The organism is Pseudomonas ulcerans (assembly GCF_036324125.1).
Taxonomy (GTDB): domain Bacteria; phylum Pseudomonadota; class Gammaproteobacteria; order Pseudomonadales; family Pseudomonadaceae; genus Aquipseudomonas; species Aquipseudomonas ulcerans.
Genome location: NZ_JAZDQN010000010.1, coordinates 60,546 through 82,855, shown reverse-complemented (window position 1 = coordinate 82,855; position 22,310 = coordinate 60,546). Strand labels below are relative to the sequence as shown.

37 protein-coding genes and 1 pseudogene are annotated in these 22,310 nt (G+C 62.2%); 11 read left to right on the top strand and 27 right to left on the bottom strand.

Annotated features, from left to right (window positions below):
• Window positions 1–5: 5 nt before the first annotated feature.
• The 25 genes and pseudogenes from V0R59_RS11895 to V0R59_RS11775 all read right to left on the bottom strand — a co-directional run bounded on the left by V0R59_RS11895 (window position 6) and on the right by V0R59_RS11775 (window position 15,570).
• Complete coding sequence (locus V0R59_RS11895; RefSeq protein WP_330074489.1) at window positions 6–314, bottom strand: phage tail assembly protein T; 309 nt, start codon at window positions 312–314, stop codon at window positions 6–8.
• Window positions 315–337: 23 nt separating this feature from the next.
• Window positions 338–778 (bottom strand): phage tail assembly chaperone, encoded by a 441-nt coding sequence (locus V0R59_RS11890; RefSeq protein WP_330074488.1) that lies wholly within the window; start codon window positions 776–778, stop codon window positions 338–340.
• Entirely contained in the window at window positions 778–1,248 is a 471-nt protein-coding gene (locus V0R59_RS11885) for a phage tail tube protein (RefSeq protein WP_330074487.1), read from the bottom strand. Before V0R59_RS11885 ends, V0R59_RS11890 begins: the two co-directional genes overlap by 1 nt.
• An 8-nt stretch (window positions 1,249–1,256) precedes the next feature.
• Window positions 1,257–1,604: a tail completion protein gp17 gene (gp17, locus tag V0R59_RS11880; RefSeq protein ID WP_330074486.1), complete on the bottom strand. Its 348-nt coding sequence runs from the start codon at window positions 1,602–1,604 to the stop codon at window positions 1,257–1,259.
• Between the two features lie 5 nt (window positions 1,605–1,609).
• Window positions 1,610–2,077, bottom strand: a complete 468-nt coding sequence (locus V0R59_RS11875; protein ID WP_330074485.1) for an HK97-gp10 family putative phage morphogenesis protein — start codon at window positions 2,075–2,077, stop codon at window positions 1,610–1,612.
• Window positions 2,074–2,391, bottom strand: a complete 318-nt coding sequence (locus tag V0R59_RS11870) for a phage head closure protein (protein ID WP_416646990.1) — start codon at window positions 2,389–2,391, stop codon at window positions 2,074–2,076. Before V0R59_RS11870 ends, V0R59_RS11875 begins: the two co-directional genes overlap by 4 nt.
• The gene (locus V0R59_RS11865; RefSeq protein ID WP_330074483.1) at window positions 2,391–2,867 is read right to left on the bottom strand and encodes a head-tail connector protein; all 477 of its coding nucleotides are present in this window, start codon (window positions 2,865–2,867) and stop codon (window positions 2,391–2,393) included. Before V0R59_RS11865 ends, V0R59_RS11870 begins: the two co-directional genes overlap by 1 nt.
• Window positions 2,868–2,870: 3 nt before the next feature.
• Window positions 2,871–3,260, bottom strand: coding sequence for a hypothetical protein (locus V0R59_RS11860; protein WP_330074482.1), 390 nt, complete (start codon window positions 3,258–3,260; stop codon window positions 2,871–2,873).
• Between the two features lie 43 nt (window positions 3,261–3,303).
• The gene (locus V0R59_RS11855; protein ID WP_330074481.1) at window positions 3,304–4,518 is read right to left on the bottom strand and encodes a phage major capsid protein; all 1,215 of its coding nucleotides are present in this window, start codon (window positions 4,516–4,518) and stop codon (window positions 3,304–3,306) included.
• Between the two features lie 14 nt (window positions 4,519–4,532).
• Window positions 4,533–5,408: a head maturation protease, ClpP-related gene (locus tag V0R59_RS11850; RefSeq protein ID WP_330074480.1), complete on the bottom strand. Its 876-nt coding sequence runs from the start codon at window positions 5,406–5,408 to the stop codon at window positions 4,533–4,535.
• Between the two features lie 13 nt (window positions 5,409–5,421).
• Complete coding sequence (locus V0R59_RS11845) at window positions 5,422–6,819, bottom strand: phage portal protein (protein WP_375547357.1); 1,398 nt, start codon at window positions 6,817–6,819, stop codon at window positions 5,422–5,424.
• The gene (locus tag V0R59_RS11840) at window positions 6,819–8,513 is read right to left on the bottom strand and encodes a terminase large subunit (protein ID WP_330074479.1); all 1,695 of its coding nucleotides are present in this window, start codon (window positions 8,511–8,513) and stop codon (window positions 6,819–6,821) included. Before V0R59_RS11840 ends, V0R59_RS11845 begins: the two co-directional genes overlap by 1 nt.
• A 3-nt stretch (window positions 8,514–8,516) precedes the next feature.
• Window positions 8,517–8,999 carry a terminase small subunit gene (locus tag V0R59_RS11835; RefSeq protein WP_330074478.1) on the bottom strand — a complete coding sequence of 161 codons (483 nt, stop codon included), beginning with the start codon at window positions 8,997–8,999 and terminating at the stop codon, window positions 8,517–8,519.
• Window positions 9,000–9,104: 105 nt separating this feature from the next.
• Window positions 9,105–9,383: an HNH endonuclease gene (locus V0R59_RS11830; RefSeq protein WP_330074576.1), complete on the bottom strand. Its 279-nt coding sequence runs from the start codon at window positions 9,381–9,383 to the stop codon at window positions 9,105–9,107.
• A gap of 83 nt (window positions 9,384–9,466) precedes the next feature.
• Window positions 9,467–9,595 (bottom strand): hypothetical protein, encoded by a 129-nt coding sequence (locus tag V0R59_RS11825; protein WP_330074477.1) that lies wholly within the window; start codon window positions 9,593–9,595, stop codon window positions 9,467–9,469.
• Window positions 9,592–9,786: a hypothetical protein gene (locus tag V0R59_RS11820; protein ID WP_330074476.1), complete on the bottom strand. Its 195-nt coding sequence runs from the start codon at window positions 9,784–9,786 to the stop codon at window positions 9,592–9,594. The genes V0R59_RS11825 and V0R59_RS11820 overlap by 4 nt, the downstream gene beginning before the upstream one ends.
• Window positions 9,783–10,091, bottom strand: coding sequence for a YfgM family protein (locus V0R59_RS11815; RefSeq protein ID WP_330074475.1), 309 nt, complete (start codon window positions 10,089–10,091; stop codon window positions 9,783–9,785). The genes V0R59_RS11820 and V0R59_RS11815 overlap by 4 nt, the downstream gene beginning before the upstream one ends.
• Window positions 10,091–10,462, bottom strand: coding sequence for a chemotaxis protein (locus tag V0R59_RS11810; RefSeq protein ID WP_330074474.1), 372 nt, complete (start codon window positions 10,460–10,462; stop codon window positions 10,091–10,093). The genes V0R59_RS11815 and V0R59_RS11810 overlap by 1 nt, the downstream gene beginning before the upstream one ends.
• A 160-nt stretch (window positions 10,463–10,622) precedes the next feature.
• The gene (locus tag V0R59_RS11805; protein WP_330074473.1) at window positions 10,623–11,306 is read right to left on the bottom strand and encodes a hypothetical protein; all 684 of its coding nucleotides are present in this window, start codon (window positions 11,304–11,306) and stop codon (window positions 10,623–10,625) included.
• Window positions 11,307–11,308: 2 nt separating this feature from the next.
• Window positions 11,309–11,626 carry a hypothetical protein gene (locus V0R59_RS11800; RefSeq protein WP_330074472.1) on the bottom strand — a complete coding sequence of 106 codons (318 nt, stop codon included), beginning with the start codon at window positions 11,624–11,626 and terminating at the stop codon, window positions 11,309–11,311.
• Window positions 11,627–11,867: 241 nt separating this feature from the next.
• Window positions 11,868–13,170 (bottom strand): annotated as a pseudogene (locus tag V0R59_RS11795) (tyrosine-type recombinase/integrase).
• Window positions 13,167–13,592, bottom strand: a complete 426-nt coding sequence (locus V0R59_RS11790; RefSeq protein ID WP_330074471.1) for a VRR-NUC domain-containing protein — start codon at window positions 13,590–13,592, stop codon at window positions 13,167–13,169. The pseudogene V0R59_RS11795 and the gene V0R59_RS11790 overlap by 4 nt, the downstream one beginning before the upstream one ends.
• On the bottom strand, window positions 13,589–13,885 hold the full coding sequence (locus tag V0R59_RS11785) for a DUF1364 domain-containing protein (RefSeq protein ID WP_330074470.1): 297 nt from the start codon (window positions 13,883–13,885) through the stop codon (window positions 13,589–13,591). Before V0R59_RS11785 ends, V0R59_RS11790 begins: the two co-directional genes overlap by 4 nt.
• A 168-nt stretch (window positions 13,886–14,053) precedes the next feature.
• Window positions 14,054–14,770 (bottom strand): replication protein P, encoded by a 717-nt coding sequence (locus V0R59_RS11780; protein WP_330074469.1) that lies wholly within the window; start codon window positions 14,768–14,770, stop codon window positions 14,054–14,056.
• 53 nt (window positions 14,771–14,823) lie between these two features.
• Complete coding sequence (locus tag V0R59_RS11775) at window positions 14,824–15,570, bottom strand: DnaT-like ssDNA-binding domain-containing protein (protein WP_330074468.1); 747 nt, start codon at window positions 15,568–15,570, stop codon at window positions 14,824–14,826.
• A gap of 196 nt (window positions 15,571–15,766) precedes the next feature.
• Here V0R59_RS11775 and V0R59_RS11770 point away from each other — a divergent pair, with 196 nt between their 5' ends.
• On the top strand, window positions 15,767–15,985 hold the full coding sequence (locus tag V0R59_RS11770) for a hypothetical protein (protein ID WP_330074467.1): 219 nt from the start codon (window positions 15,767–15,769) through the stop codon (window positions 15,983–15,985).
• Here V0R59_RS11770 and V0R59_RS11765 read toward each other — a convergent pair.
• On the bottom strand, window positions 15,941–16,189 hold the full coding sequence (locus V0R59_RS11765) for a hypothetical protein (protein ID WP_330074466.1): 249 nt from the start codon (window positions 16,187–16,189) through the stop codon (window positions 15,941–15,943). The genes V0R59_RS11770 and V0R59_RS11765 overlap by 45 nt on opposite strands.
• Before the next feature lie 77 nt (window positions 16,190–16,266).
• On the bottom strand, window positions 16,267–16,476 hold the full coding sequence (locus tag V0R59_RS11760) for a hypothetical protein (protein WP_330074465.1): 210 nt from the start codon (window positions 16,474–16,476) through the stop codon (window positions 16,267–16,269).
• Between the two features lie 91 nt (window positions 16,477–16,567).
• On the opposite strand from V0R59_RS11760, the gene V0R59_RS11755 reads away from it, so the two are divergent.
• The 10 genes from V0R59_RS11755 (at window position 16,568) to V0R59_RS11710 (ending at window position 22,304) form a co-directional block, all read left to right on the top strand.
• Window positions 16,568–17,290, top strand: coding sequence for an XRE family transcriptional regulator (locus tag V0R59_RS11755; RefSeq protein ID WP_330074464.1), 723 nt, complete (start codon window positions 16,568–16,570; stop codon window positions 17,288–17,290).
• 401 nt (window positions 17,291–17,691) lie between these two features.
• Entirely contained in the window at window positions 17,692–17,913 is a 222-nt protein-coding gene (locus V0R59_RS11750; RefSeq protein ID WP_330074463.1) for a hypothetical protein, read from the top strand.
• Between the two features lie 63 nt (window positions 17,914–17,976).
• The gene (locus tag V0R59_RS11745; protein ID WP_330074462.1) at window positions 17,977–18,108 is read left to right on the top strand and encodes a hypothetical protein; all 132 of its coding nucleotides are present in this window, start codon (window positions 17,977–17,979) and stop codon (window positions 18,106–18,108) included.
• Window positions 18,109–18,585: 477 nt separating this feature from the next.
• Window positions 18,586–18,969: a LuxR C-terminal-related transcriptional regulator gene (locus V0R59_RS11740; protein WP_330074461.1), complete on the top strand. Its 384-nt coding sequence runs from the start codon at window positions 18,586–18,588 to the stop codon at window positions 18,967–18,969.
• Between the two features lie 17 nt (window positions 18,970–18,986).
• Window positions 18,987–19,256, top strand: coding sequence for a hypothetical protein (locus V0R59_RS11735; RefSeq protein WP_330074460.1), 270 nt, complete (start codon window positions 18,987–18,989; stop codon window positions 19,254–19,256).
• Window positions 19,253–19,711: a hypothetical protein gene (locus tag V0R59_RS11730; RefSeq protein WP_330074459.1), complete on the top strand. Its 459-nt coding sequence runs from the start codon at window positions 19,253–19,255 to the stop codon at window positions 19,709–19,711. The genes V0R59_RS11735 and V0R59_RS11730 overlap by 4 nt, the downstream gene beginning before the upstream one ends.
• Before the next feature lie 78 nt (window positions 19,712–19,789).
• Window positions 19,790–20,170 carry a hypothetical protein gene (locus tag V0R59_RS11725; RefSeq protein ID WP_330074458.1) on the top strand — a complete coding sequence of 127 codons (381 nt, stop codon included), beginning with the start codon at window positions 19,790–19,792 and terminating at the stop codon, window positions 20,168–20,170.
• Between the two features lie 273 nt (window positions 20,171–20,443).
• Complete coding sequence (locus tag V0R59_RS11720) at window positions 20,444–21,196, top strand: phosphoadenosine phosphosulfate reductase domain-containing protein (protein WP_330074457.1); 753 nt, start codon at window positions 20,444–20,446, stop codon at window positions 21,194–21,196.
• Window positions 21,197–21,410: 214 nt separating this feature from the next.
• Window positions 21,411–21,587, top strand: coding sequence for a hypothetical protein (locus V0R59_RS11715; RefSeq protein WP_330074456.1), 177 nt, complete (start codon window positions 21,411–21,413; stop codon window positions 21,585–21,587).
• Between the two features lie 15 nt (window positions 21,588–21,602).
• A complete protein-coding gene (locus V0R59_RS11710) occupies window positions 21,603–22,304 on the top strand; it encodes a hypothetical protein (protein WP_330074455.1) in 702 nt (233 codons plus the stop codon).
• The last annotated feature ends 6 nt before the right edge of the window (window positions 22,305–22,310 follow it).

Sequence of the window (22,310 nt, the reverse complement as noted above, 5' to 3'; positions counted from 1 at the left end):
TCCAGTTAATCGGGTGACTTTGGTTCGACGGACTTGCCCATCAGGAAGGACTTCAGGAGTTCCTCTCCCGACTCCACTTCTGCGACTGGATCGGGCTCAGGGTCAGTCCACTTCGGAAGCAGATCGAGCGCGGACACTTTCGCGCCCTGCGCCTGGAAGGCCGAGGCAGCAACGATCGCGGCCTGGACATCGCCGCGGACATCGCTGATCGGGGATTCCCGGTTGAAGGCCTTCCAGAGGTGCAGCTCTTCAGCCGACATCGTGTCGCGCAGCTCATGCAGGGTTTTCCCGAGACGGAGGGCCAGCGCCAGCATGAAGGCCAGATCCGGCTCCTCCGTCAGTCGTTTCCCGCAACTGCCTCCGGCCCGCCCTCGTCGGACGCGGCGCTGAGATCGAAGGCCTTGGCCACCAGGCGGTCATGCACTGGGCTGAAGGCTGCGGCGACGGTAGGGATATCCTCGTCGGAGAAGACGCGCTCACCGGAGGCCTCGAACAGGGTTCGCACGAGAATGAGCGCGTAGAGCTGGGCTGCCGGCAGGTCGATGCCCTGCAGCTCGGCTCCTTCTTCGACGGCTACCTCAAGCCCCGCAGCCTTCCGGGCCGCGGCGACCAGCTTGGTGGTCCGCTGCCGGTAGTCCAGCCAGTCGCCGGCGCTCATTGCGCGGACGATGACCGATGCCTGCCACTCCGGAACGTCGACCGTCTCGTGCTTGAAGTTGCAAAGAGGGTCCAGGGCCTTCGCGCGGATGCCGCCCTCGGCGGACTTGGCGCGCGCCATTACGGCACCACCGGCGCGTTGTTGAAGGCCACGGTACCGGTGATGCGTACGTTGAACGTGCCATTGACGGTGCCGTTGGGCGCGGCGTCCCAGGTGTACTGGGTGACCAGGCCGAGGAAGGTCGACGAGGTGCCATCCTTGAACACGGACTTGAAGGCCCGCGGCTCACCGTCATCACGGGCGTTGCGGAGCACGGTCTGTGCGGCGTCGTCGGCTTTCCAGTTGCCGGACATGCTGAAGGTCCCGTTATCGGCCAGGCCGACAGTAAACTCCTTGGCCTCGCTGGCCAGAGTGGTGACCTCGATTTCGTCCGACTGGCCGCCCTGGAACTGCGGCTGCTTGATGGTCACCGACAGATCCGCCCATTGCAGGTCCGCGTCGGCAGGGTCGGTGGTGGTAGTCGTCGACACGCTGAGCTGGGTACCCTGCGTCTTCACGAACTTGGCTTTGGTAGGGTTCTGCGCGGCCATGGGGCCTCCTATGGTTGCAGGGTGTACTCCCAGCGGACGCTGAAGAGCTTGGTGTCATTTTCGAATTCATCCGGCAATCGCTCGGCGCTGCCGGTGGTGAAGTCGTCGCCATCGCTGGTCATGGCATCAAGAGCCAGTTCCGCGAGGGTGAGCGCTTCGAGGTAGGTGGTGCCCCAGGCGTCGAGCTGGATAGTTGCGTCGCGGAATCCATCCGGCCCTGCAAGGGTGATTCCGGCTTGCCCGCCGATGATCTGGATCACCAGGCGCGGCTGGGCGGCGTCCGCCGGCGCAACGCCGAAGAACACTCGCCCGTCGACCAGAGGCGTGAGCCGGTCGATAAGGGCTTTCTCGATCATGGGGTCTACCCGGTGATGGCCTTGTCGATGCCTTCGGCGAGCTTGTCGGCGGTGGCTTTTTCGATCTTCTGCAGGTTCGCGTCCCAGGTCGGGCGAATGAACGGCGCGGCGGGCATCTTGGACGTGCCGTATTCAAGGAAGCGCCAGTAGAACGGGGCTTCATACTCCGTTTTCGTCTCCTGGCCGCGCTTGCCTTTACGCTTGCGCTGGCTGACGGTTTTCCCCTTCGGGGCCATCACCCGCACTCCGGCGGTGGCAGCGCCAGGCGTCTCGCTCTGCTTGACCCGGGTCGCCTTGATGTTCTTCTTCAGCTTGCCAGTCCGGACCGGGGCAGCTTGCTGAGTTGCCTTGGCCGCAACGCGGGCGCCATCCATCACAGCATCCCTGACGATCTTGTTGCCCACCGCCTTGGCCAGCTTGTCGAAGTCGGCCTGCAGCTCGCCCAGGCCGACGACACTGATGGTTGCGCTCATGATTTCACCGTCTTGCACATGAGTTTGAGCATGTCCCGCTGGTTGGTCGGCAGCGGCGCGATGATCTCGTAGGTGATCCCCTGGTGAACCAGGTGCTGGCCGGCGACCACGTCCTTGCGGTACCGGATGTTGATCTCGGCGCTCACCTGGACCTGCATCTGGGATGCGGCCTCATACATCCGGCCAGAAGGGATGTTGATCTCCGCCCAGATCGGCCCGAGGTCACCCCATACCTTGGACGGCTGACCCAGGGCGTCCTTTCCTTCAACGAAGCCGCGGCGCATGCAATGGTGCCGCAATGGCCCGGCGCGCATCAGACACCCATCCGGATGCGATAGGGCATCAGCAGGTGCTGCGACGCCAGCGGCAGTTCGGTGGCGATGGTCCCCGTGACCACCTCCTCGCGGTTGGCAAACAGATGTCCTAGCTTTAGCAGGCAGGCAGCCTGGATCGTCGAGTTGAGAACCATCCCGTAGGCGATAGCGTCGGCATGATCATAAGCATCGGCCAGGGTTTGGCGGGCGTGCTCGAGCAGGCGGCGGCGAATAGCAAGATCCTGCTCCTGCTCGGCCACCGCGACCGCTTCGACATGTGCCGACTTGGCTTGCTGCATTCCCGTCGCAACTCCCATGCGGGCATCATCAAGAGCCAACTGGTCGATATAGACGCAGCGGTTGAGGAATTTCATTACCACCCCTTCCGCCGCCTCGAGCTGCGCCTGGACCAGCACCTGGTCCTCCGGATCGGCCCGTAGATGATTCATGGCCAGATCGATGGCGATGACTGACATGGGTCACTCCTTGGTCGTCTCTGGCTTGATAGCTGCGATCAGTCGCTCAGCCTCGGTGTCAGCCTCCTCCTGGCTTTCGAAGAGCTCGCCGACCTGGGTGCCTTCAGCATCCACCACGGCCCACTTGCCGGCGCCCTTGTGCTTCGCCTTGAAGGCCTCGACTGGTGGGGCGATGGGCAAGGTGACGGCACCCAAGCTGCCGGTAGTCAGGACGCCCGAGCCTACTGCGTCTTCTTGCGAAATGGTCACCACCACCTCGCCCTCCGAGTCGTCCAGTTCGGCATAGCCCTTCTGGATCAACTGGCGTCCGTGCTGCTCGATAGTTTCGAAGGGCATGCCCGCAACCAGCGTCTGGCCGCCCAAGTACAGAGGTTTCAGGGTTTTCAGTTTCATGAATGCCTCCAGGGGCCGCCGCTCGGGCGGCCCTCGCTCAGGGTTACGGGACGACCGGCGCTGCGAAGTCACCGAAGATGAATGCCTCAGGACGCTTCACCGCCAGGGCCGCACGCTCTTCACAGCGGATCGAGATCAGGTTCTTCTCGAAGTCGTCGGCGTTCTCGGTCGAGATGACCACGTTGGCGTCTTCACGGTCGAACAACTGAGCGCCGGTCTGGAACGCGCCAGTCAGGAACTTGCCAATGAAAGCAGCGACTTCGGTAGCCACGACAGGCAGGCCCCAAAGTACCGGGCCAGCCAGGCCCAGCGGGTTGGCGAGGATGTAGCGGCCAAGCTCGTCCTTGGTCAGCTCGATCTTCGCCCAGTCCATGAAGTGCAGAACGTGACCAGAGGCTGGCAGACGCGCCAGTTGAGCCTGCAACATCGCCAGACGGAGGTCGTCGATACCCGAACGGTTCTCAACCTCGAACGCCGGCACATATTTCGAGGCTTGTGGAACGATGCCGTGCAGATGTACACCGGTGCCGTCACCGAACAGGATCTCCTGTTCCTCGACGTACTTGAGGCCGTAGCGCATTTCGACGTCGATGGTCGAACCCAGTTGGGCGAAGTCGTCCAAAATCTGCTTAGAGGCCTTGAACATGTGGGCGATGGTCGAAACCGCGGTGAGCTTCGAAGCGAACTCGATGCTCGAGTATGGCTTGGCGGTGCCCTCGGCCACGACCTTGGCGGCGTTGGTGAAACCGGTCTGCTGCACCCAGAAGATGGCCGGCGCAGTGGTACGGCCAGGGGCGATCAGGTCGCGGATAAACAGACGCTGCTTCGGAGCGGTGTCGATACCGGGCAGTCGCTGAGGCTCGACGATGCCGGGCTGAACGTCGGTGGACAGCAGGGCGGCGCTGACAGGAATGTTGACGCGCTTGCCTCCCTCGAGGCTGGCCGCGAACTGCTTCAGCGCTTCGCTTTTGATAACCACGCCGCCGAGGCTGTCCTGCGCCTGCGGGACCCCTGGAGCTGGCAGGCGCGCGAACTCTTGCTCGAGCTCGCCCAGTTGGGCCTTAAGTTGCTTCTCAGCTTCGGTCAGGCTGTTGAACTTGGTAGCCAATTCGTCGACGGCGTTCTTGGTTTCTTCGGACAGGCTGCCGGCCTTCTTGGCCTCTGCCAAGGCGTTCTCGGCCTGCTTGCTGAAATCGCTGGTAGCCTGCTTCAGTTCGGCGGATACCTGCTTCAACAGGTCAGCGGTATTGTCTGCCATGGGATCTTCTCCGGTTACTTGATAGCTGCTGCCGAGAACCGCGTCATGGCGGCCTGTAGCTCGGCAAAGTGATTGGCCAGATCGGCCGAGGTGTCGGCAGCGCTGCGCGTACCGGAGGGAGCAGCGCCAGGCGTACCCCCTTTGAGTTCTTGAATCAGGGATCGGCGCTCGGAGCGAGGCATGCCCTGCTTTGCCAGGATCGTGTCCAGACGCCGCGCTGCGACCTGCTGAGGTGCAACTGCCTGGGGATCCTCCTGAGCCGCATCCGATGCGAGCAATCCGTCAGCAAAGCCGGCATCGACGGCCGCACTGCCACCCATCCAGGTCTCAACGTCCATCAGGGTGCGCATCGCTGCGGCATCATCGCCCGTCCTGACGGAGTAGATGTCAGCCAGGGTTGCGTCGATCTGGTCGAGGAAGTCGGCGACTTCGGTGAAGTCGTTTCGGTCGCCAGCGGCGATGGTCCAGGCGTTGTGGATCATCATGAAGCCGGCTCTGGCGATCTGGATTTCATCGCCGGCCATGGCAATGAACGATGCTGCCGAGGCGGCTAGGCCAAGCACCTGCACGGTTACCTTGCCCTTGTGCTCGCGCAGTAGGTTGTAGATCGCCAAGCCTTCGAAAACATCGCCCCCCGGGCTATTGATCTTCACAGTGATGTCTTTGTCGCCAATGCTGCGAAGTGCAGCACTGACGCGCTTGGCGGTGACGCCCTCCCCCGTCCACCAGTCCATACCGATCGGGTCGTACATGGTGATAGTGGTGGAGTCGTCACCAGCTGCGGCCTTAATCGCTGGATTCCAGCGCTCCATAGCTTTGGGCAGTAGATCGGATTCGACGCGCGCGTGCGGCCGCACCGCCGGCGCTGCCGGTAGTGTCTTGAGAGTCATGGGGTGCTCCAGGTCAGGCCGCTTTGAGCAGCGGCATCGATATCAGCGCGTGGGCCATCATTGGGCCGTCAGGGTTTCCGGCTTCCAGAGCCTGGGACGCCAGTTCGACGGCTTTGTTGATGGCCTCTCGGTCGTCGTTGTTGCGCGCCGATACCAGGCGAAGCATGAATGCCGAGGCCGCCGGCGATACACCTGCAGTTGGCTTGCCGAGCTCCTCCAGGGGAACAAGTGCAGATTGAACTGTGTATGTATCGCCACCCGGGATCGGCGGATAGTTCTCCAGCCTGCGCACCTCGTTGCGAGACATCCAGCCATTTTGCAGGGCCGTGTTGTACCAGGCTGCGCGGCCCGAGTTGTCTGCACGCAGCAAGCCCTCGACCGCGAACTCAGCGTAGTAGTCGTCTGCATCAGCCTCGCCTATCAGGCAGCGGGCAATCTCCTGCTCGATGTTGACCAGCAGCGGCCGCAGGCTGTTGGTGAGGAAGTGAAGGTTCTGCGCCTCAACCGAGGCAGCCCAGCTGGACTGCTTGTCCATGTGGCCGACCATGAACGGCGGGACGCGGAACCAGCGGCACATTTCCTCGATACCGAAAGACCTGGACTCCAACATCTGTGCAGCCTCAGGGTTCATCGTGATGCCCTGGTACTTGAAGCCGGCCTCCGCCACCATGATCTTGCCGGCGTTCTTTGAGCCCATGAACGCCTGCATACTGGCCCGCAACTGCTCGCGCTGCTGCGGCGTGATCTTGGCATCACTGCTCAGGATCCCAGACGCCTGCATTCCCTGCGCGAACACCTTCGCCGCAGCCTCCTCTATCGCCATAGCCGAGCCGAAGATCTCGCGCCCCGTGGTGACCGGAAGCATCCCGCACACCCCGTCCAGGCCAAAGCCGCGGATGTGCATCAGGTTCTTCTCGGGAATGTCGCGCTCTACGCCATTCTCGGTGTAGGTGTATTTCAGGCGTCCGTTGTCCTGCCGCTTCACCCTCATGCACTGGGGCAGAAGCGGTACCAGGGCAATGACCCTGCTGCCGATCATCTTCTTCTCGACGAATGCATTGCCTCGCAGGCAAATGCTCGCCACCACCAGCAGCATGAAGCGCTGCGGGGTCATCTCGGCGTTCGGGATGCGGCACAGCACGCGAAACAGTGGGTGGTCTTTGGCAACCTCGCGCGATCCGTCGGGCAGGCGCCGGTAAAGCTTGAGCGGCAGCGTGGAGACGGATTCGGACAGCAGCCTCACACACGCCCACACCGTGGACAGCTGCATGGCTTTGTCGACCGATACGTGCTTCCCAGATGCAGAACTGCCGAACCACTCTTGCCAAAACGCGCCGTCCTTCAGGCCGATGGGAACCCCGAGCCAGTTTTGCAACGCAGCCTTCACCCGGCCCGGTTTCTTGTCGGCCATCAGATTCCTACCATGATCGGGTTATCAAAGAAGCCCTGGATATCACCAGAGCCTTCAGGGTTTAGCGCCATCAGCGCTGCCGCGTCGAAGGTCGCCATCAGCGGGTCAATCTTGGCCGTGCCGCTGATCTGCTTGTTGATCGCAATGGCATTACCCACCTGCACGGTCTTGGCGTTGCCCACACACCAAGCCATCAGTCGAGAGTCCCCGTGAATGAACTCGCCGCCGGCAACCTTCCGCTCTGTAGTCTTGATCGCACCGTTCAGGCGCCACCCCTGTGACACAGAAGCAATCCGCTCCATGGCTATGCCGCGCTCGTCTGTTGTGAGCTCATCGACGATGTCGCCGATACCGGCAGCGTCCACGCCGATGGCCTGCTTTTCAGGCAGCAAGCCGGCATCACGCACCCGGCAGATGATGTCGGCGACATCCCGCACATCCTCACCTGGAAGCTGCACGATGGTCAGATCCCCATCCGCGGCGAAGTCATTCAGCACGCTGACAATGTCCTTCCGGCGCTCGAGCACAATCTTGTGCGCCCAGGCATGGGCCCAGTGCAGCCACTTCCGGGTGACACGCTCTCGCCCGATCAGGCTCAGACCAAGCAGGTCATCCAGTCCCCCGCCGTCGATCCCAGCCACCACTACTTCGCTTCTGCGAAGCAGTTCGTCGAGGGTGAGCTTCCTGTCACCCCGTCCTTCCCAGTGATCGGCGCCTGCCCAGCGGTTCGCCCGCAGGTTCATGCCGATCTGGATGTTCAGGTGCTTGGCCAGGAACTTCCGCTGACTTCCCTCATCCTTGCGGAGGTTCTTCGCCAGTTCGTCTTCCAGCCACTCCCGGCTCACCGACCGCCCCATGTTGGGGTTCGTGACGTAGAAGTTGTCCGGCTGAAGGTAGGCCTTGCTCTTGACCATGGCCTCGGGGAACTCGTACAGGATCCCCAGCGACTTGCGATCATTGACCACTCCGTCACGAACATCCCGGTAGTAGGTCAGTTTCTCTTCAAACACGCCGGCCGGCGGCTCGTCGCTCTGCGTCGACAGCAGGATCACGAATCCTTCGTCCCGGGAGATCTGGCCGCCCGTGGCCTCCATAAGCATCGCATCGGCATTCGCACGCTTGCCGAATACCCATAGCTCGTCGATCAGGATCTTCCCGGACTTCTTGCCCGATACCGTGTCTGTGTCGGCCGCCACCACTTTTAGCGCCGCGCTGTTCACGCGGTGAGTGATGGTCCGGATGTGGTCCTGGACATGGAGCAACTCGCTGAGCTCTGGATCAGCCCGAACCATGCCGGCGGCGGGCTTGAAGCTGTTCGCCGCGACCTCGATCGTCGGCGCGATAATCAGCAGCTCTTCGTCATGCCGCCAGTTCAAGATGAGCGCCGTCAGCATGATGCCGGCAGCGATAGTCGATTTCGTGTTCTTCTTGCTGATCAGCAGGAAGAACTCCCGGATCAGCTGCTTCCCGCGCTCGGCATCGTAGGCGCCAAAGATGGCGGCGACGAAGTCGAACACCCATTGATCGCAGCACTCCCCGAAAGTCGGCTGGCCTGGCAGGTCGACGACCTTCAGCGCCTTGAACACCTCAAGCGCGGCCTCGGCCTCATCCAGAAACAGCGGCTTGAAGGGTATCAGCGACTGGCCGGCGACGATCCGTGCCTCCCAGTCCGGGCAGGCAGTCGTCCACTCCATGCGTCACCCTCCGTTGTTGACTACCAGTTTCGGTGGAGGACGAGCGCCGAAGCGCCCCTTGCTGACCTGATCAGCTGCTGCCGCCTTCTGTTCCTTCTTGCCCTGGTCGGCCACCTTCCCGTGCTTGTAGGGCAAAAGCGCCTTGGCGGCATCGACCCGTAGCTTCGGCTCAGCCGACTGCTCGTTCATGACCGCCTTGAGGAAGTCCATCGGGTCATCGAAATCGCCCAGCTCCAGGTCTCCCACCGCCGCCTCTTCCGGTGCAGGAGCTTTAACTTTTCGCGCAGGTTTAACTTCTGCCGACTGAGCCTGCCGTTCACGCAGATGCCGGCCGATGGCGGCGATGACATCCGGGTCCTTCGCAAGCTTGGAACCCGCCTGCGACGCGGTTTTCTCTGAATATCCAGCAGCAATGGCCGCGTCTCGGTTTGACGCGCCCGACAGCAAAGCGTCAGCAAACCGTCGCTTTTTGTCGGTTAAAGCCATGGTTAACTTTTCCGTGAAAGGGGAAATAATCTGCGAATGGGAGAGGGGGAGGTTTCCGGCATCGAAGGTTCGTGAAGTTTTCCCCCTCCCCCCTCCCGAAGCACGTCACTGCCCCGAATGAGGCACGCCAACTCCCCGATCCGCACCATCCCGGTGCGCATCGATCTGGCCGCCCTCCGCAACCGTCTTCTTCAGGTGGCAGCCATCAGGCCCGCAGCACAGGATCTGGCAGTTGTCGTCGACGTCGGCGCCGCCTTGGTGGAGCGGGACGCGGTGGTCGAGCTCGAAGCCATGCGGGTACGCGACTACTCGTCCGCACTCAGCGCAATGGGGCGATGCCTGCCAGAGCCTGAATCGGCGAGCCTGCAACCTGCTGCCGGTCATCCGTCGTTCGGATGTGTTCGTGGTCGAGAGCTTCCGACCCGCGACAGGCGTGAGCCTCGACTTCAATGTCGGGAGCTTGGCCATCAGGACCAGCCCACGGTCACGTGACCGGCAACCCAGAGCAGGCCCTCGACGAACGCCCAGCCCACGACCCCAACAAGCGCCAGGGCGCCGACGAACAGCAGTGCATTCGTCTCTGGCAGCTGGTTCATTGCTTCGCCTCCCGGATCTGCCTGACCACGTCATCAGCGCGCTGCTTCACCTCCAGCACCTGGCCGTCGAACGTGCGGACGATGGCGCAGATGCCGTGCCACTGGCTGCTGGCGCAGGCTTCATCCACACGGGCGATGGCGTCAGGAGCCAGGTGCCGCTTGAGGCCGTTGCTATCGGTGAGGGTAATCATTGCGGATTCTCCAGTTGCACGCGGTTGAGTGCCTCATCAGCCTTGTCGGCCGCCTGTGTGGCGGTGGCAGCTGCTTTCGATGCCTTGGTGGTCAGTTCGTCGAGGCGCTTGTCGCGCTCAGCCATGGCGGCGTCATAGGCCTGGCGGATCTCATCCACCTGATGGGCCTGGGTGCTGACCATGGCCCAGTAGGCGGACTGCCAGCCGAGGACGGCGCCGCCTGCAATCAGCACGGCGGCAATCAGCCAGACCTCAACCCGACGCCACCAGCGGCGAGCAATGAACTCCAATGCGCATCTGTCCATCAGGACGCACCTCCCAGCTTTCCGCGCAGGCGGGCGATCTCCTCGCTCTGGGCGGTGACTTGTGTGGTGAGCTGGCCGACCTGGCTGGTCAGCGCCTCGATCTTGCCTTCGAGCCGGCCGACAGTTGCGGCGAGGTCATTGCGCTCTTTCGCGAACTGATCGGCGCGAGCCTCAGCAAGCTTGCGGGCCTCACGCTCGGAGTCGAGCAGTTCATTGAGCCGACGGACTGTGCCGATATCGGCATTGTCCATGGCGCGATCCGCTGCGTCCTTTGACAGGAACTTGCGGAGCCAGAGGAAGCCGCCCAGCAGGACGGTTCCCGTTCCACCCAGCCAGGTGGCTGTGCCTGGGCCGAGGTCGGTCGGGTCCATCCAGTTCTCCAAAAATGAAAAAGCCCCAGCATCTGCCGGGGCCCATAAACGAAGAAGCCCGACGCAATGGCCGGGCTTTTGATTGTCGATCCTCTGCAACGCGCAGGAATGACAGGATGGGGTTAATTTCGCTCAGTCGCTCACTGATGTCAACAGGCAATCACGCGGCATCCATCAGCAGCAGACCTTCAGCAGCCAAGATCGCTTCGGCCTCAACCAGCGCATCAGTCACCAAGCCGTCCAGCTTGTCGTTGATATCGGCCCTCCAGCGGCGCCTGGTTGACTCCGGCACGGCCTCCAGATCCCAGGTGTTCATGTCGTAGAAGCTGTCAGGCAGCACGATCAGGTCACCCTGCTGATCTTCGATCCTGCGCTTGGCTGCCTGCCCAGCGGCTACAGCCGCATTGACCATGGAGTCGCGGCGCCAGGCCGGGGCATCCAGAGGTACCTCGACCGAAACCGACTGCGGCACCTTCCGGCGTGCGCCCTTGAGTTTCGGGATAGCCCAGGCGGTCACAGCCTTATAGATGAACAGGGGGCTTGCCGGGCTGGCGACCCTTGGACGTAGCGCCGTTACCGCTTGAACCTTCTTCGCCTTGCTGGTGGTGTACTTCGCCACCAGGGCATCCCAGTGCCACGACTTGAGCAGGCGATGCAGGCGGGCGAAGACCCAGTAGTCCACCTGCAACCGATCTGCCATGCCGATGCCGCCGAGGGTCGACAGGCAACCACCCTCCTCCTCTGCCGCCCTGTACAGCTTCTGCCAGGCCTGCCCCTTCGCAGCGCCCTTCTCGCCCGCTGCCAATGCCGCGACCACTGCCCCCGATACGCTGCTGTAGATCATGGTCAATCCCCTGTGTAGTTCGAGCCGCCGGCACCCAGCCGATTGCTTCCTTGATATGTCGCCTCTGGCCCAGTGGCCCGAGGGTTCCGCAATTCGTTGATCTGCCGCTCTGCGGCCTCCAGCTTCATGCTGAGCTGGGTCACCAGCTCTTCCAGGGGCAGCGCTTCACCGGTTAGGGCCTCGACCCAACCGGACGCAGCACACTGGACGCATGCCATTTCGTAAAACACGCCCTTGATGACCGCTTTACCGCGGCATGCCGGGCACTTGGCCAGGTCGATCCGCTCTTTCCTGAGCGATGGTCCGTGGCTCTTCTTCATCACTGCCCCGTCTTCACCCAGCGGCGGATCCGAAGCTCGCAACCACCGATGAGCGCTACGCCGTTCGCGCATCCGTAGTGAGTCGCCCGGCGCTTGCAGCCGCAGTGACACCGGCGCCGAGCCTTGGCGGGCTTCGGCTCCATGTACCGGACGTGACGGCTGCTGCCGACCTGACCCCATCCATCGACCCCTCCACGCATCGCTGCCGAGCGGGCTGCTGGCGACAAGCTGTTCAAATCGGTCATTTGGAATCCTCGCCTTTTACGGTTTCCTGAATAGCCTTGAAACCCGCGCCATCTGCCGCCTCGGCAGCGTTTTGCGAATTTCCGTTTCTTCCATCTATCAACCCATGAATCGCGGTGAACCCAGCCGCATCTAACCGCTCATGCCACTTCTCCAGGGCTTCGCGCTTCAGCTGTTCGGCATGGGTGTGGATGTAGGTCTGCACGTTCCGGGTGAGCGTGTGGTTCACCAGCATTTCGCCAATGAGGTAGTCCACGCCGAGGTCGGTCCAGGCGGTGCGGGCGAGCTTGCGCAGGTCGTGGCTGGTCCACTCGCCCTGGCCCAAGCGGGTGAACACGCCGCATGCCTGACCTTCGCTCATCGGCTTGCCGTTCTTGGCCGGGAACAGGTACACGCCCTTGTAGCCGGTGCCGGCCTGCCACTCCCGGTACCGCTTCAGCAGCGCAACGACTTGCGGGGGTCATCGGCAGGCGGTGCTCGCACCTGGTCTTCGTGTTCTCGGCGGGGATGAACCACTCTCCCATATCGGCCAGCGTGAAGTGCGGCCAGGTGCTCTGGCGGCTCTCCCCAACCCGGGTGCCATGGCACAGCATCAGGGTGGCCAGCATCACTCCTGCGGGGTCGGCGTCGAACCGGTCAGCCAGCAGGCCCACTAGCGGCTCAAGCTGCACGCCGCGAAGACGGGCCGCCTTGGGCTGAACGCGAGCCTTGGTGAAGTCGGTGAATTTGAAGCCTGCAATCGGATTGCCGGCGATCATCTTCAATCGCTCGGCCTGCCGGAACGCGACCACCAGAACACCCCACAGCAGGCGAACATAGGACAGGGAAAGCTCCTCCTGCAGCGGCCACATCACACGCTCATCAAGAGCGGACCGGGTAGCCTCGGGCACTGGAAGGTCGTTGAGTCGCGGCTTCAGGTGGCACTTGATCGCAGAGCTGGTCGTAGCACGCCGCTTGCGTGACAGGCTGCGGTCGCGCGATTGGCGGTCCGAGTACCAGGCCAGCAGTTGCCCTACGGTGGCCAGCTCACCGGCCGACGCCGAGGCATCAGGATCGACAGCCAGGCGTGCCCGGATCTGCGGCAGGACTCCGACAAGGCTCTTGAACGGCAGCGCCGGATAGCCTCCGATCTTGCTCCACTTCCTGCGGCTCACCAGGTACCACGTGGCTCGCTCGCGATCCTTGGCGAACCGCAGATACAGACCGGGATATCGAGGGTCGCGCAGGTCGCGCACTGTCGACCCCGCAGCCTGCCGGCGAATCTCGGCATCCGAGAGCGCGACCGCGCAACAGCCGCTCATGCCGCCACCGTCACGGGCAGAGTCAGGTAGGCCCGAAGGCATTCCATCGCATCGAAGTGGCCTCTGCACACAACAGCCAGGTAGCCCTGCTCATTCAGGCGCCCGATGCATGCGTGCTGGCTAAGCGAGACAGGTGCCGGATCGATGGTGGCCTTGAACTCGATGAACAGTCCGAAGTACCCACCGCGAGCCATGGTGAGCTGCAGATCAGGGATGCCCGCCTTGACGCCCTGTTTCTTGAGGCGAGAGGCCTCGGCCTTGCCGCGGTATCCACCGTTTGGGGTGTGATGCAGATGCGTGAACACCTCCGGGTAGCGCAGCTCGATCTCTTTCATCAGCGCCGCTTGCTCCTGGCCTTCACGGTCGTCCCGCCTGGCCCGCTTCGGCTTGGCGCAAAAGGCCCGCATGATTGGCTTGGTCATGCCTTCACCAACCCTTCCCGGACGAGCATGTCCTGGGTTCGCATGACACCCTCGGCGTGCAGGTGACGAGCCTCGTTATGACTGATCGCCTGGTGACGGCCATCGATCACGTCGTGGCAGGAGCTGCATGCCCAGGCGCCCTGCAGGTCATTTGGCTTCGAGCCAACGCCACAGGTGCCGGCGAGCCGGTAGTGCGCGAGCACGACAGTTTCAGGGTTGCCGTTGCAGATGCCCGGGATGCGTACCTGGCACTCCCGGCCGCGCGCGGCCTTGGTCAGCTTCGATTGCCGCATGGGTCTTCTCCATGGAGGTCGATGACTTGGTATGCGGTCGGCCACATGCGCTGACCGTGGGCTTTGGCCAGGTCCTCGTCGCGGTAGACCGCTATCGGTGGTTGTGGACCCTCGGACAAACCGAACAGGTCGGATCGGCAGTACAGGGCGTAGCGGTACTCAGTGAGGTCAGGCGTGAGCATGGCGATCTCCGAGGCCAAACCGAGCCAGTAGCGCCCGGCGAGCGTCTTCACCGCGCGGCGGGATTGACTGGCGGGCCATAGCCTCTTGCAGCCGCCACTCGCCATGCTCTTCGGCCCGAAGGGCCTCACCCTTTTGCGAGTCGTGACCAATGCCTATGGCGATATCACCCAGCGGCTCACCGTTCATCAGGGCTCGCACAGTGATGTCGTAGGCACGGTCAAACACCCGGCGGGCGAACACGGACTTCAGGTCGCTCAGGTTGTCGATCTCGCACTGGAGCGCCGCGTGACGCACCGCCGGGTGAGACCACTCCCGCTGCGCGCCGAACCTACTCGGGTGCGAGTTGCCAAGCGCCTCACGGAAGGCGGCTTCCCGGCTTGGAATACCGAGCATTTCCGGAGTTGGCTGGCACCAGGCCACGAACTCGCCAGGAGCGGGAACCCATGGGGATGCCGATGCTCGGGCGCGCCGCATGCCCCATCCAACCTGCTCTAGCGTGTTGATGCCGGACTCCATAAACGCCTTGATGTAAGCGCGCTTGGCAGCATCAACTGCGTCCTGGTCCGGCCATGCCTGCTTCCACGCTGAGAACGTGCCTTGCAGCTCCCGGAACAATTCGTTCACAACCTGGATCGTCCCATCGTCAATGGTTCGAGGGGTCATGAGAGGCTGTACTGGCGGCAGGTTGTTGGCGGACTTCAAGAGGTCAGTGGCGCTCCGCGGGCCTGGCGGTCGCTTCTTCGCAGGCATGCTCATCAGAGGCTCCCCAGGTCTTGCGCCCAGCCAGTGCCGTCAAGGTCGGGGGCTGTGGATGACTGCGAGCCCCGGAACGGAAGTACGCGTGCCGCCCCGGAGGCTCGATCACGCTGAACCCAGGACACCATCTCGGCGACCCACTGGGTTTCGGTCTGGCAGATCCCGCTTGCGGACTTCAGCATCACAAACTTGGCGGTAGCGTCTTGGGTGAACGCATCGACGGGGACGCCGGCCCTGGCTGCGTATGCCTTCAGCGTGTTCTCGGACGGCTCCCAGTCGAGGGTCATCTCGAACGGGGCGCCTGCCTCGCGCGGTGGGGGTGTATTACTTCCTTTCCCTTCCCCTTCCTTTCCGGGGGTGAGGACTCCGCTACCGCTCGGAGATCTGTCGTCGCCTGCTCGCGGAGTGCTCGGCGAGCGCTCGACGAATGAGGGGTGCTTGTAGGTGGGCTTGTCGATCTTCTGGTGGCCCCATCCGTTGACGTGCAGGTACTGCTTCGCCGAGGCCTCGTAGGCCGTGATCAGATCGTTCGACTGGAGCTCGCAGAGCATGGCGTCGACCTGGGCGGTGGTGATGTCATCGCCAGGGAAGATCAGGGCCTTGATGGTTTTCGCGGACAGAGGGTGATTGCCCGCGTCGTCGCAGAAGTTCCAGAGGCCGATGAAAAGTAGGCGAGCCATCGGCGAGCACTCCATGACTTGCTCGCTGGTCCAGAACTCGGGTTTGATGGTGCGGATGCGGGCCATTACCGCGACCCTCCGCCGGTTACCACCTGACGCGACAGGTTCAGCGCATAACCAAAACCTGACGCGACAGCGGTATTGCTTGCGTCGTAGTGGATGTGCATAATCGACCTCGATATGTTGTTGAAGAGACCGCCCTGCCAGGCGGTTTTTTTATGCCTGGGATTCAGGCGTTACACCGAAGGCCTTGGAGGCCAACATGAAACGGTTGAAGGATGCTTTCGCTCGCTGGAAGGCCAAGCACTGGGATGAAGAGCTGCGGATCCACGACAGCGAGCATTTCTCGATGATCGGGTTCGACCGGCCTCCCCTCCGCCGCGCCTGGGACCAACACAAGGCCGTCATCAAGCAAGTCGGCGCCTGGTTGCTTGCCCTAATCGCCGGCGCGCTCATCCTTAAGTTGCTGGGCCTGGCTTAAGCGCCCGGATCGCACGGCATCCGCCGCTCGCTCCAGAAACCGAAGACGCGCCTCGTCCGGCAACAGCGGGTCAAAACTGACGTGGGTCTCCGGGAACGAAACGCTGCCGCGCCCGGAGGAATCGCCGGCGGCCATGCCTGCCAAGAAGCACACCGTTGCAGCGCCGAGCCCGGCGCCGGCGGCCAGCACGAAATCAACTACCATCGCCCCTCTCCTACTGTTCAAATTCACAGGTAATTTGTGCATCTACTTGCGCAAGGCCAGTGGATGGATAATTCAAATCAAGCAGCGGTCTTGCCCGGGCCGGTTTCAGGCGCGTCATCGCGCTTGGCCACCAGCTTCCCAGCAGACTCCTTCTCCAGAACGCACTGCATCGGGTAGGAAAACCCACCCGCAGCACGGCACTGCGAGACACGACTCGTACTGACGCCCAAGGCATCGCCGAGGGCTTTTCCAGACCCGTAGTGCTCAAGGGCCTCATCGAATTTCATGGGTGATGCCTCCAACTGTTTGCGGGCAGTTTAGAAAGATAAACAACCAATGGCAAGTTATCTAAACCCTGATTTGTTTAGAATCCTAAACATGGAATTTAAAGACAGACTCAAAGCTCGGATGGAGGCCATGGGCCTTCGCCCGACAGACATCAGCGAGCGAGCTGGTGTATCCAAGGCCACGGTGACGTTTTGGCTCAACGGGACCAATGGGGCGAAGGGCAAGAACCTGCTAGCCCTCGCCTCTGCTCTCAACTGCGCGCCTGAATGGCTATCCAGTGGAAAGGGAGCACCGGATCGCAAGCCTCAAGCGAATGCGGAGCTGCTGGGCGACCTGGCCGTTTGGGATGAGGGCGACCCCCTGGAGGACGATGAGTGCGAAGTCCCATACTACGCAGAGGTCGAATTTGCTGGCGGAAATGGAATGACCGAGGTCGTGGAAGTTGCAGACAGGAAGCTTCGCTTCAGTAATTCGACCCTCCGCGCCGCCGGCGTTGACTGCAAAAGCGCTGCCTGCGCCAGGGTTCGCGGAAGGAGCATGGAGCGACTGATCCTTGATGGCGCTGCCATTGGCTTTGACCTAACGGATACTTCAATCATTGATGGTGAGATCTACGCCTTCAACCACGGCGGTATGCTCCGCGTGAAGTACCTGCATCGACTTCCTGCAGGATCGATTCGGATTCGCAGCGAAAACAGCGATGACTACCCCGACGAGATCATGAGCGCCGAGCAATTCCACGACGAAGTCAGAATGCTGGGTCGAGTCTTCTGGTGGTCGACAGTGCGGCGCTCTCCTCGCCGCAAACAGTAAAAGAGCCCGGCCTGCGCCGGGCTTTTTCTTATCCAGCTCCAGCTACCCCTCCCCCCTCGCACCACCCAATCAGGGCAACCTCTCGCCCGAAAGTTAAGTTTTCTGTACAAAATTGCTTGACGCCTTTCGTTTAGTTTTCTAAATTTTGCTCATTGCCGGATCGATACCGGCCAGATGCGAAGGCAGCGATGGACAGGCCTCAACTGTTCAGAGGGTTGGCAACTGACCCGGGCGTGCAGCGTAAAGCGCCACAAGCAGTTATCCGGCGGACGAGGGTCGTGGTCGGAGGAACAACCAGAAGATAGCCGGAGGCCGACGCCAGTAGCGGGTCCCGGCTGGAAGTTTTCACTGGCTGGCCTTGGCGACAGGGCCAGACGGGAAATCAACCGGAGGGATTCACGATGTTCAACATGGCAACCATGGCGGCTGACGAATGCCGCGCAGACGCTGAAGAGCGCACCTACTACCGCTGGATCGACAAAGCCTCCCAACTGCTCGGCCACCAAGTAGCGCTGGGCTCGCAGGAAGAAAGCGACTTGCATGACTTCTACGCCGATGGCTGCACGCCGGCCGAGGCTGTAACTGAGCTGCTGGCTCAGGCGGAACTGGCCCGCGCTGCTTGACCGGCGATTCACTGAAGCACCTGGGCGACCGGGTGCTTTGGGAATCCACTGGAGGAACGCGAAATGAACCGCAAGCAATTCCGCAAGACGCGTGTGGCTGTGAAGCTCGACCGCATCAACAACACTGCGACCTGCGATGTGCCTGGCTATGAAAAGGCGCTGATTCTTGAGCTGATGCACCGCTCTCGCTCCTGACGATTTCACTGGCTGGCCTTGGCGACAGGGCCAGACGGGAAATCAACGGAGGGTCGCAGCCATGAAGTAGCAGATGAGGTGCCTCACCCAGCCGTGGGGATTGGCAGCGAACTGGGCGCTACAGACCCAGGCGCTTTGACCGACGAGAGAATATCGGTCACGGAGTGCGTCGGCATGCCACCGGCCCCGATAGCGGTCAGAGACCAAGCGGACTGTCGATGGCATCGACGCCGGATCAGTAACCGGCCCGATTCACCTGGTCCCCCATCACCAGGCTGCATCGGTGTGTGATCTGAATGCGCAGGCTGATGCGCAGGGAAAGACCCAACGGGCTTTGTACGACATTCCTTACCCGACTTTCGTGCACCGACACTCCGTAGGGCTACTCATCTAACCACCGCCCTTTGATGCGGCAAGCCGGAGAGAACGCAGCACCGGCCAGATCACACACCAATGCAGCCACCACCGAGGACAATCATGGAAACGATCACCACCGGCACATGGATGGGCCACCTCGGCCGCGGGCTCGCACCGCGCGAGCTGGAAGCCCTGCTCGGCGTCGCCCAGGGCATGACCGCTAAAGAGATCGCCCGGCAGATGCATATCGCCCAGGGCACAGTCGTCAATCGCATCGAAAGCGCGATGTTCAAGCTGGGCGTTGCAAAGCGCACTGCTGCCGTTGCCGAGGCCATGCGCCGCGGGGTGATCAGCCCGCTCTGCATCCTGCTCGCGGGCTTCATTGCCATGCACGCAATGCTCGATGACGGCGACCCCATGCGACGTGATCGTCGGGTGCCGGAACGCCGCACCGCCCAAGTCCGAATCGTTCGCAAGGCCGAGGCCTTCGAGCATCACGCCTGACCCTTCGAGGTATTCCCATGCTCCAAGCTACGCAGAACAGCGCGGCCGCCCTGGGCGCCATGCGCGAACGTGCCATGCTCGCTACTGCCGACTTCTACGCGAAGATCGGGCGCCCGGCGCCGGTGAACGAGCCGCGCTTCCAGGCGGTGACCAAGGGCAACATGTGGCACATCATCGACCTCAAGACCGGCAAGACCTGCGGCTTCTGTGGTAGCTACAGGCTGGCCCAACACGTTGCGAGTGCGATGGAGGCGGCGGCCAGGCGCAAGCTGATGGGCTGCCAATGAGCGCCCGGAAGCCGCACAGCATGAAGGCCAGGATGGATCGCGCATGCCGAGCCCTGGTCGCCACCAACCACGTCGCCGTGGTCAATATCGACCCGAGCGGCCGGCAGATGCTGATGAACTGGAAGAGCTGCAAGCAGATCCGCAGCCGCCAGATCGTCGACGCCGTCTGCGATATCGCGCACCGGTGGACGATCTACATCAGCGTGATGTGCCAGAAGCCTGACGGCGAGCAGTACTACAAGTCGGAGGAGCTTGCCACCGATGGCAACTACCTGGCCTCGCACCTGACGGACGTCATCGAGGCGAGCTACACCGACCTGTTCCGCAAGGCCAACCCGAACCACCGGATTGCTTCCGGATGGATTGCCATCCCTACAAACACCACGCTCGACGAGCCGCAGGCAGCCAAGGTGTTTGTCGCGGCTGGAGCCTGGACCCAACAGAAAGCAGCATGAGCAAGATTTCCAACCGCGTCCGGCACGGCCGGCGCCAGCAGTTCATTCATTTGCCGCCCAGCGGCTTGGGAGGCGCCTATGGCGAACAAGGACAAGGCGAAGGGGGCGGAGTATTCGCGCCGAGCCAGGGAGAAGAAGAAGGCCGAGGATGCGCGCCTGGGTGTCGAGCAGGTTGTGATCGAAATGCCGGCCGGGATCAAGTGGCTGCTCGCTGCCGAGGTGAAGCGCCACGGCTACGACCAGGTGCAAGCGCTATGGCAAGACCTAGCGTTGTCGTGGGCCGCTGCTGATCCAGAAGAGCGAGCGCGCCGACTGCAACGACCTGACGCGCCAGCTTTTGAGATATCACCGAAACTGGCGCGGCAGTTTGAGCTGGCAAGCGAGGCGGAACTCAAGCGCGATCCTGGCTGTGAAATCATCCCGCCGATTCAATGTCGCTCGCGGAATGTCGCTCGCTGAATTCAATCCACTCTTTGAACGATCTTGCGTACTCATCGCGAAGTCGATGGTACTCCGGATCGTGAATCGAAGAAGGATGGCGGTTTTTCTCCAGGAACCCCAGAAGCGCCCGATGGCACTCGCCGCTTGCTCTGGATAGCTCCACCGATTTGTTCCAGTACTCCTCGAAGTTCATGCCCCCTCCTTGGCCCGGCGAAATGCCAGCCAAAAACCAATAGCCCACTTCAACGAATCACGCCACCCCGGCGAGGGCGGCGCCTGCCTGGAGCACCCATGAATATCCCAGACCAAGTCGAGGCCCTGGTGGCTTCCGGCGTGCTGTTCGTCGCCAACCACTCGGGCGGCAAGGACAGTGACGCGCAGATGATCAAACTGCGAAAGCTCGTCCCTCGCAATCAACTGGTGGTTGTGCATGCCTCGCTCGGCCCGATGGAGTGGGAGGGTGCACTGGAGCTGGCCCAGGAGCGGGCCGAAGAAGCTGAAGTCCCGTTCATCGCGGCCAAGGCCAGCAAGACCCTCCTCGAAATGGTGCTGCGGCGCTACGAAACTCGCCCGGAGGTGCCGAGCTGGCCGTCGGCGAGCACCAGGCAGTGCACCAGCGATCTCAAGCGCGGCCCGATCCAGCGAGAAGTGCGCGCGTTCGCCAAGGCCAACGGATTCAAGGTGATCGTCAATTGCCTGGGCCTGCGGGCCGAGGAGTCTCCCAGTCGCCGCAAGCGCGCGGTGTTCAGCAAGATGGGTATCAGCAACAGCGTTCTCACCTGGTACGAATGGCTGCCAGTGCACGACATGAGCACGTCCGAAGTATTCGAGTCCATCCGTGCCGCCGGGCAAGAGCCTCACTACGCATATGCCCTGGGCAACGATCGCCTGAGCTGTGTCTTCTGCCTGTTTGGCAGCAAGGGCGACCTTCGCAATGGCCGACGTCATCGCCCGGAGTTGCTGCAGCAGTACGACGCCACGGAAAAGCACACCGGCTACACCATGCACATGAGCCGCATCCCGCTCGTCGAACTGGTCGCGTGACCAGCCCCCTGGAGGACCACCCTATGCAAGTCATCTACGCAGGCCTGCGCAATGGCCAGCGCGACCAAGCGATCCTCGAAGCGCTGCAGTCCAAGCATGTTGCCGAGGTTGCGGCTGATTTCAGGATGTCGCCCAGCGGCATCCGCAAGGCCGCCAAGCGGGTCGAAAGCGCCACGGTATTCGAGCTTCAACTCGTGGGGGGGGGGGTAAGCCAATGCAGATCGGCAAGGTCTACTCCGACTCCTTCCGAAAGGCGGCTCTGGGCGCCTACCGAACTTACCGTGGCACCTTCCAGCATCTCGACCTTCCATGCTGGGTGATCACCGACGGCACCCAGAAAATCGCGGTCACTGACCTCCGACTGATCGACACCGGCAACGCAGAAATCTGATAGCGAGGTATCCCCATGCCCACAGAAAACCGATCCACAGAAATGATCAGCGTGCCGAGAGAACTTGCTGAAGAAGTAAATGAAGCGCTACTCAACCACGGCCATGTTGTGCTTACGCGAGGACTGCAGGAAGCGCTGGATGTCGAGCAGCGCCAGGGTGAGCCAGTCATGTGGGCGAACGCTATTGGCGACACGATCAGCAGCAAGGTCAAGGCGCACAACATCACGCTTGGTGGCGCACCCGCAAAAATCGCGAAGCATTACGTCCATCCGCTCTACGCCCACGCAGATGCTGGGGAGGTTGAGCGGCTGAGGTCCATTGAGAGAGTGTATGACCTGCGCGAAGCGCTATTGTCGCAGGTGAAGGGCGAGCGTGACCGAATGATCGCTCGCACCATGGAACTGGCCGCCCAACTGGAAGAGCGGGATGCGCTGCTGCGTGATTTGCTGGATTACGACATAAGCCCAAACGCCAGACGAAGGATTGAGCAAGAGCTAACCTCCAGCGCAGAGCCGAGCGCAGTTGAGTGCGCCACCTGCCTCGACGTCGGTAGCCAGTGCATGGAGTGCGAAGAAGCCGAATTCCGTGAATTGGCAGACCGACACTTCGCCTCGGCCGACTATCGCAAGACTGATGCCGGGGTGTTCATCCAAGACTGGATGCGTCACGCCTATGGGGCCTGGTGCGCCCGCGGCGCCTTGGACCGCAAATCCTGACAGGAG

Coding starts and splice junctions, on each gene's coding strand:
- V0R59_RS11895 (WP_330074489.1), bottom strand. CDS start 314: ATGCTGGCGCTGGCCCTCCGTCTCGGGAAAACCCTGCATGAGCTGCGC.
- V0R59_RS11890 (WP_330074488.1), bottom strand. CDS start 778: ATGGCGCGCGCCAAGTCCGCCGAGGGCGGCATCCGCGCGAAGGCCCTG.
- V0R59_RS11885 (WP_330074487.1), bottom strand. CDS start 1,248: ATGGCCGCGCAGAACCCTACCAAAGCCAAGTTCGTGAAGACGCAGGGT.
- gp17 (WP_330074486.1), bottom strand. CDS start 1,604: ATGATCGAGAAAGCCCTTATCGACCGGCTCACGCCTCTGGTCGACGGG.
- V0R59_RS11875 (WP_330074485.1), bottom strand. CDS start 2,077: ATGAGCGCAACCATCAGTGTCGTCGGCCTGGGCGAGCTGCAGGCCGAC.
- V0R59_RS11870 (WP_416646990.1), bottom strand. CDS start 2,391: ATGCGCGCCGGGCCATTGCGGCACCATTGCATGCGCCGCGGCTTCGTT.
- V0R59_RS11865 (WP_330074483.1), bottom strand. CDS start 2,867: ATGTCAGTCATCGCCATCGATCTGGCCATGAATCATCTACGGGCCGAT.
- V0R59_RS11860 (WP_330074482.1), bottom strand. CDS start 3,260: ATGAAACTGAAAACCCTGAAACCTCTGTACTTGGGCGGCCAGACGCTG.
- V0R59_RS11855 (WP_330074481.1), bottom strand. CDS start 4,518: ATGGCAGACAATACCGCTGACCTGTTGAAGCAGGTATCCGCCGAACTG.
- V0R59_RS11850 (WP_330074480.1), bottom strand. CDS start 5,408: ATGACTCTCAAGACACTACCGGCAGCGCCGGCGGTGCGGCCGCACGCG.
- V0R59_RS11845 (WP_375547357.1), bottom strand. CDS start 6,819: ATGGCCGACAAGAAACCGGGCCGGGTGAAGGCTGCGTTGCAAAACTGG.
- V0R59_RS11840 (WP_330074479.1), bottom strand. CDS start 8,513: ATGGAGTGGACGACTGCCTGCCCGGACTGGGAGGCACGGATCGTCGCC.
- V0R59_RS11835 (WP_330074478.1), bottom strand. CDS start 8,999: ATGGCTTTAACCGACAAAAAGCGACGGTTTGCTGACGCTTTGCTGTCG.
- V0R59_RS11830 (WP_330074576.1), bottom strand. CDS start 9,383: ATGACCGGCAGCAGGTTGCAGGCTCGCCGATTCAGGCTCTGGCAGGCA.
- V0R59_RS11825 (WP_330074477.1), bottom strand. CDS start 9,595: ATGAACCAGCTGCCAGAGACGAATGCACTGCTGTTCGTCGGCGCCCTG.
- V0R59_RS11820 (WP_330074476.1), bottom strand. CDS start 9,786: ATGATTACCCTCACCGATAGCAACGGCCTCAAGCGGCACCTGGCTCCT.
- V0R59_RS11815 (WP_330074475.1), bottom strand. CDS start 10,091: ATGGACAGATGCGCATTGGAGTTCATTGCTCGCCGCTGGTGGCGTCGG.
- V0R59_RS11810 (WP_330074474.1), bottom strand. CDS start 10,462: ATGGACCCGACCGACCTCGGCCCAGGCACAGCCACCTGGCTGGGTGGA.
- V0R59_RS11805 (WP_330074473.1), bottom strand. CDS start 11,306: ATGATCTACAGCAGCGTATCGGGGGCAGTGGTCGCGGCATTGGCAGCG.
- V0R59_RS11800 (WP_330074472.1), bottom strand. CDS start 11,626: ATGAAGAAGAGCCACGGACCATCGCTCAGGAAAGAGCGGATCGACCTG.
- V0R59_RS11790 (WP_330074471.1), bottom strand. CDS start 13,592: ATGACCAAGCCAATCATGCGGGCCTTTTGCGCCAAGCCGAAGCGGGCC.
- V0R59_RS11785 (WP_330074470.1), bottom strand. CDS start 13,885: ATGCGGCAATCGAAGCTGACCAAGGCCGCGCGCGGCCGGGAGTGCCAG.
- V0R59_RS11775 (WP_330074468.1), bottom strand. CDS start 15,570: ATGGCCCGCATCCGCACCATCAAACCCGAGTTCTGGACCAGCGAGCAA.
- V0R59_RS11770 (WP_330074467.1), top strand. CDS start 15,767: ATGAAACGGTTGAAGGATGCTTTCGCTCGCTGGAAGGCCAAGCACTGG.
- V0R59_RS11765 (WP_330074466.1), bottom strand. CDS start 16,189: ATGGTAGTTGATTTCGTGCTGGCCGCCGGCGCCGGGCTCGGCGCTGCA.
- V0R59_RS11760 (WP_330074465.1), bottom strand. CDS start 16,476: ATGAAATTCGATGAGGCCCTTGAGCACTACGGGTCTGGAAAAGCCCTC.
- V0R59_RS11755 (WP_330074464.1), top strand. CDS start 16,568: ATGGAATTTAAAGACAGACTCAAAGCTCGGATGGAGGCCATGGGCCTT.
- V0R59_RS11750 (WP_330074463.1), top strand. CDS start 17,692: ATGTTCAACATGGCAACCATGGCGGCTGACGAATGCCGCGCAGACGCT.
- V0R59_RS11745 (WP_330074462.1), top strand. CDS start 17,977: ATGAACCGCAAGCAATTCCGCAAGACGCGTGTGGCTGTGAAGCTCGAC.
- V0R59_RS11740 (WP_330074461.1), top strand. CDS start 18,586: ATGGAAACGATCACCACCGGCACATGGATGGGCCACCTCGGCCGCGGG.
- V0R59_RS11735 (WP_330074460.1), top strand. CDS start 18,987: ATGCTCCAAGCTACGCAGAACAGCGCGGCCGCCCTGGGCGCCATGCGC.
- V0R59_RS11730 (WP_330074459.1), top strand. CDS start 19,253: ATGAGCGCCCGGAAGCCGCACAGCATGAAGGCCAGGATGGATCGCGCA.
- V0R59_RS11725 (WP_330074458.1), top strand. CDS start 19,790: ATGGCGAACAAGGACAAGGCGAAGGGGGCGGAGTATTCGCGCCGAGCC.
- V0R59_RS11720 (WP_330074457.1), top strand. CDS start 20,444: ATGAATATCCCAGACCAAGTCGAGGCCCTGGTGGCTTCCGGCGTGCTG.
- V0R59_RS11715 (WP_330074456.1), top strand. CDS start 21,411: ATGCAGATCGGCAAGGTCTACTCCGACTCCTTCCGAAAGGCGGCTCTG.
- V0R59_RS11710 (WP_330074455.1), top strand. CDS start 21,603: ATGCCCACAGAAAACCGATCCACAGAAATGATCAGCGTGCCGAGAGAA.